Source organism: Aerococcus sp. L_32 (assembly GCF_050689315.1).
In genome coordinates this window covers 1-1,478 of record NZ_JBOEQF010000465.1, presented here as the reverse complement: position 1 = coordinate 1,478, position 1,478 = coordinate 1, and the positions used below count along the sequence as shown (strand labels likewise).

1 protein-coding gene is annotated in these 1,478 nt (G+C 41.8%); it reads left to right on the top strand.

The window, feature by feature from the left end:
* On the top strand, nucleotides 1-1,478 hold a 1,478-nt coding region (gene leuS / locus ACRCJ0_RS13915), incomplete at both ends, for a leucine--tRNA ligase (RefSeq protein ID WP_431390823.1).

The following is a 1,478-nucleotide window of genomic DNA, read 5'->3' as shown; positions in this document are numbered from 1 at the left end:
ACTACACGTAGGGCATCCAGAAGGGTATACTGCAACGGATATTATGTCTCGTTATAAACGTGCACAAGGCTATAACGTCTTGCACCCAATGGGCTGGGATGCGTTTGGATTACCAGCTGAGCAATATGCATTAGACACTGGGAATGATCCAGTTGATTTCACTGCGAAAAATATCGCCACATTCAAACGTCAAATCAAATCACTAGGTTTTTCTTATGATTGGGACCGTGAAATCAATACAACTGATCCAAAATTCTACAAATGGACACAATGGATTTTCACTAAATTATATGAAAAAGGTTTAGCCTACGAAGACGAAATCTTGGTTAACTGGTGTGAAGCTTTAGGAACAGTACTAGCCAATGAAGAAGTCATCGACGGAAAGTCAGAACGTGGTGGTCACCCAGTCGTTCGTAAACCAATGAAACAATGGGTATTACGGATTACTGCTTACGCTGACCGTTTATTAGATGGATTGGAAAATGTTGACTGGCCAAATTCAGTTGTTGAAATGCAACGTCACTGGATTGGTAAATCAGAAGGTGCGCAATTAACTTTCGATATTAAAGATCACGACTTAACTTTTGATGCCTTTACGACGCGTCCAGACACTATTTACGGCTTAACTTTCGCTGTTTTAGCACCTGAACATGACCTGGTGCGTCAAATCGTGACTGAAGAGCAACGTGAAGAAGTGGAAGCTTATTTACTTGCAGCTTCAATGAAATCTGACTTAGACCGGACAGATTTAGCCAAAGAAAAAACTGGGGTATTCACCGGTGCTTACGGTATCCACCCATTAACTGGTGAACCATTTGAAATCTGGGTTGCAGACTATGTTTTAGCTTCATATGGTACGGGTGCTGTTATGGCGGTTCCTGCCCATGATAGTCGTGACTATGAATTCGCTAAACAATTCAACCTACCAATTCAACCGGTAATTGAAGGTGGAGATGTTGCTGTTGAAGCATATACTGGAGACGGTCCTCACATTAATTCAGGTGAATTAAACGGTTTAGAAACTGCAGAAGCTACTGAAAAAGCGATTGAAATGTTAACAGCTTCAGGTCGCGGTGAACGTCAAACAACATACCGTCTACGTGACTGGGTCTTCTCTCGTCAACGTTACTGGGGTGAACCAATTCCAATTATCCATTGGGAAGATGGCACAACAACTGCAGTTCCAGAAGATGAGCTACCAGTTCGTTTACCAAAAACTGACAACATTAAACCATCTGGTACAGGTGAATCTCCGTTAGCCAATATTGAAGATTGGTTATATGTCACTGATCCTGAAACAGGTATGAAAGGCCGCCGTGAAACAAACACAATGCCACAATGGGCAGGTTCATCATGGTACTTCCTACGTTATATCGACCCTAAAAATTCAAATGAATTTGCTTCTAAAGAAGCTTTAGACTACTGGTACAATGTGGACTTGTATATAGGTGGGGCAGAGCATGCGGTATTGCATTTAT